Raw genomic sequence first — 4342 nt, 5'->3', positions numbered from 1 at the left:
GTGCAGTTTAGCGTTTTATCTAACTAAATCAAGTTATTTGTCATGATTTGAACCACAACACCAACTGTTTGGGTGTTGTATAGTCAAGCCTCACGAGTAATTAGTATTGGTCAGCTTCATACGTCACCGTACTTCCACATCCAACCTATCAACGTTGTAGTCTTCAACGGCTCTTTAGAGGACATAAAGTCCTTGGGAAATCTAATCTTGAGGTAGGCTTCCCGCTTAGATGCTTTCAGCGGTTATCCCTTCCGAACATAGCTACCCGGCGATGCGACTGGCGTCACAACCGGTACACCAGAGGTTCGTCCACTCTGGTCCTCTCGTACTAGGAGCAGATCCTCTCAAATTTCCAACGCCCACGGTAGATAGGGACCGAACTGTCTCACGACGTTCTAAACCCAGCTCGCGTACCTCTTTAAATGGCGAACAGCCATACCCTTGGGACCTGCTTCAGCCCCAGGATGAGATGAGCCGACATCGAGGTGCCAAACACCGCCGTCGATATGAACTCTTGGGCGGTATCAGCCTGTTATCCCCAGAGTACCTTTTATCCGTTGAGCGATGGCCCTTCCATACAGAACCACCGGATCACTAAGACCTACTTTCGTACCTGCTCGACTTGTGGGTCTCGCAGTTAAGCGCGCTTTTGCCTTTATACTCTACGCGTGATTTCCGACCACGCTGAGCGCACCTTCGTACTCCTCCGTTACTCTTTAGGAGGAGACCGCCCCAGTCAAACTACCCACCAGACATGGTCCTCGCTCCAGATAATGGAGCAGAGTTAGAACCTCAATATTACCAGGGTGGTATTTCAAGGACGGCTCCATAGAAACTGGCGTTTCTACTTCAAAGCCTCCCACCTATCCTACACAAGTAAGATCAAAGTTCAATGTCAAGCTGCAGTAAAGGTTCACGGGGTCTTTCCGTCTAGCCGCGGGTACACCGCATCTTCACGGCGAATTCGATTTCACTGAGCCTCTGCTGGAGACAGCGCCGCCATCATTATGCCATTCGTGCAGGTCGGAACTTACCCGACAAGGAATTTCGCTACCTTAGGACCGTTATAGTTACGGCCGCCGTTTACTGGGGCTTCGATCAAGAGCTTCGCTTACGCTAACCCCATCAATTAACCTTCCAGCACCGGGCAGGCATCACACCCTATACGTCCACTTTCGTGTTTGCAGAGTGCTATGTTTTTAATAAACAGTTGCAGCGGCCTGGTTTCTGAGGCTGCCAGTAGCTCAAGGAGCAAGTCCTATCACCGCCGGCAGCGTACCTTCTCCCGAAGTTACGGTACCATTTTGCCTAGTTCCTTCAGCAGAGTTCTCTCAAGCGCTTTGGTCTACTCGACCTGACCACCTGTGTCGGTTTCGGGTACGATTCCTGTGTAACTGAAGCTTAGAGACTTTTCCTGGAAGTATGGTATCAGCCACTTCGCTAGTAAACTAGCTTGCTATCGATTCTCAGCATAGAGTACCCCGGATTTGCCTAAGATACATGCCTACAATCTTCCACCTGGACAACCAACGCCAGGCTGACTTAACCTTCTCCGTCCTCTCATCGCATTACACAGAAGTATTGGAATATTAACCAATTTCCCATCGACTACGCCTCTCGGCCTCGCCTTAGGGGTCGACTCACCCAGCCCCGATTAACGTTGGACTGGAACCCTTGGTCTTTCAGCGAACGGGTTTTTCACCCGTTTTATCGTTACTCACGTCAGCATTCGCACTTCTGATACCTCCAGCAGACTTCTCAATCCACCTTCATCGGCTTACAGAACGCTCCCCTACCACTTGCAATAAATTGCAAATCCGCAGCTTCGGTACATAGTTTTAGCCCCGTTACATCTTCCGCGCAGGCCGACTCGACTAGTGAGCTATTACGCTTTCTTTAAAGGGTGGCTGCTTCTAAGCCAACCTCCTAGCTGTCTATGCCTTCCCACATCGTTTCCCACTTAACTATGATTTAGGGACCTTAGCTGGCGGTCTGGATTGTTTTCCTCTTGACTACGGACGTTAGCACCCGCAGTCTGTCTCCCGGATAGTACTCATTGGTATTCGGAGTTTGCATCGGTTTGGTAAGTCGGGATGACCCCCTAGCCGAAACAGTGCTCTACCCCCAATGGTATTCGTCCGAGGCGCTACCTAAATAGCTTTCGGGGAGAACCAGCTATCACCAGGCTTGATTAGCCTTTCACCCCTATCCACAAGTCATCCCCTGGCTTTTCAACGACAGTGGGTTCGGTCCTCCAGTAAGTGTTACCTCACCTTCAACCTGCTCATGGATAGATCGCCTGGTTTCGGGTCTACACCCAGCAACTAAACGCCCTATTAAGACTCGATTTCTCTACGGCTCCCCTATTCGGTTAACCTTGCTACTGAATGTAAGTCGCTGACCCATTATACAAAAGGTACGCAGTCACATCACGAAGATGCTCCCACTGCTTGTATGCATGCGGTTTCAGGATCTATTTCACTCCCCTCACAGGGGTTCTTTTCGCCTTTCCCTCACGGTACTGGTTCACTATCGGTCAGTCAGGAGTATTTAGCCTTGGAGGATGGTCCCCCCATATTCAGACAAGGTTTCACGTGCCCCGCCCTACTCGACATCATCATGTAAGCCCTTTCGTGTACAGGACTATCACCTACTATGGTTGCACTTCCCAGAGCATTCCACTAAAGCTTACATAACTTAATGGGCTTTTCCCCTTTCGCTCGCCGCTACTGAGGGAATCTCAATTGATTTCTTTTCCTACGGGTACTGAGATGTTTCACTTCCCCGCGTTTGCCTTGCAACACTATGTATTCATGTTGCAATACCTATCTTATGATAGGTGGGTTCCCCCATTCAGATATCTCCGGATCACAGGATATTTGCCGCCTCCCCGGAGCTTTTCGCAGGCTATCACGTCTTTCATCGCCTCTGACTGCCAAGGCATCCACCACATGCACTTAATTACTTGACTATACAACCCCAAACAGTCGTTCGATCCTACAAGTAGATCGTTCAACATTACAGTTTGAAGTACTGTGTATCTAAACACTGTACAGCTTCAATTCAAATTCATATACCAAAACGCTTGATTCAGTTAATTTCGCTAGTTCTCATTTCAATCACTTCAACTTAATAACTTACGTTATCTCGTTTCCGCTCTTTCTATGAGTATGAACAAATTATTTCAACTCAAATATATGCTGTTAATGATTCACTACGTCTTCGTCAGATCGCAGTCAACTGTGATAAATCACAGAGCTTAATAATCAAGGCGTGCAGTATACACAGCTTTATTACTAAGCTCTATAAGCTATCAACTCGTTTGCTTACTACGTATTCGAATGAATACGTGGTGGAGACTAGGAGAGTCGAACTCCTGACCTCCTGCGTGCAAAGCAGGCGCTCTACCAACTAAGCTAAGTCCCCAGCTTATCATTTAGATCAATGTATCTTTCTTCTGTATGAATTGCTTCGTCAGTAGTGGTGGGTCTGACAAGACTTGAACTTGTGACCCCACGCTTATCAAGCGTGTGCTCTAACCAACTGAGCTACAGACCCTCAGATACATCGTCATGAAGAACAACTTGTTGTGGATTCTTACCAATCGTCAATCTTTCGTTAAGGAGGTGATCCAGCCGCAGGTTCCCCTACGGCTACCTTGTTACGACTTCACCCCAGTCATCGGCCACACCGTGGTAAGCGTCCTCCTTGCGGTTAGACTACCTACTTCTGGTGCAACAAACTCCCATGGTGTGACGGGCGGTGTGTACAAGGCCCGGGAACGTATTCACCGCGGCATTCTGATCCGCGATTACTAGCGATTCCGACTTCATGGAGTCGAGTTGCAGACTCCAATCCGGACTACGATCGGCTTTTTGAGATTAGCATCCTATCGCTAGGTAGCAACCCTTTGTACCGACCATTGTAGCACGTGTGTAGCCCTGGTCGTAAGGGCCATGATGACTTGACGTCGTCCCCGCCTTCCTCCAGTTTGTCACTGGCAGTATCCTTAAAGTTCCCGGCTTAACCCGCTGGCAAATAAGGAAAAGGGTTGCGCTCGTTGCGGGACTTAACCCAACATCTCACGACACGAGCTGACGACAGCCATGCAGCACCTGTATGTAAGTTCCCGAAGGCACCAATCCATCTCTGGAAAGTTCTTACTATGTCAAGACCAGGTAAGGTTCTTCGCGTTGCATCGAATTAAACCACATGCTCCACCGCTTGTGCGGGCCCCCGTCAATTCATTTGAGTTTTAGTCTTGCGACCGTACTCCCCAGGCGGTCTACTTATCGCGTTAGCTGCGCCACTAAAGCCTCAAAGGCCCCAACGGCTAGTAGAC

The 4342-nt window shown here is 49.0% G+C and carries 2 tRNA genes and 2 rRNA genes; all 4 read right to left on the bottom strand.

What is annotated here, in order from left to right:
• Positions 1 to 79: 79 nt before the first annotated feature.
• Positions 80 to 2971: ribosomal RNA gene (locus BMW42_RS14495) — 23S ribosomal RNA — on the bottom strand.
• 379 nt (positions 2972 to 3350) lie between these two features.
• Positions 3351 to 3426 (bottom strand) — tRNA-Ala (locus BMW42_RS14490).
• A gap of 55 nt (positions 3427 to 3481) precedes the next feature.
• Positions 3482 to 3558, bottom strand: a tRNA-Ile gene (locus tag BMW42_RS14485).
• A gap of 61 nt (positions 3559 to 3619) precedes the next feature.
• Positions 3620 to 4342: ribosomal RNA gene (locus BMW42_RS14480) — 16S ribosomal RNA — on the bottom strand; the annotation flags it as partial.

The sequence above is a fragment of the Acinetobacter sp. DSM 11652 genome, from assembly GCF_900109815.1.
GTDB lineage: Bacteria > Pseudomonadota > Gammaproteobacteria > Pseudomonadales > Moraxellaceae > Acinetobacter.
The sequence above is the reverse complement of the archived record's forward strand: the minus strand, read 5'-3'. Positions and strand labels throughout refer to the sequence as shown.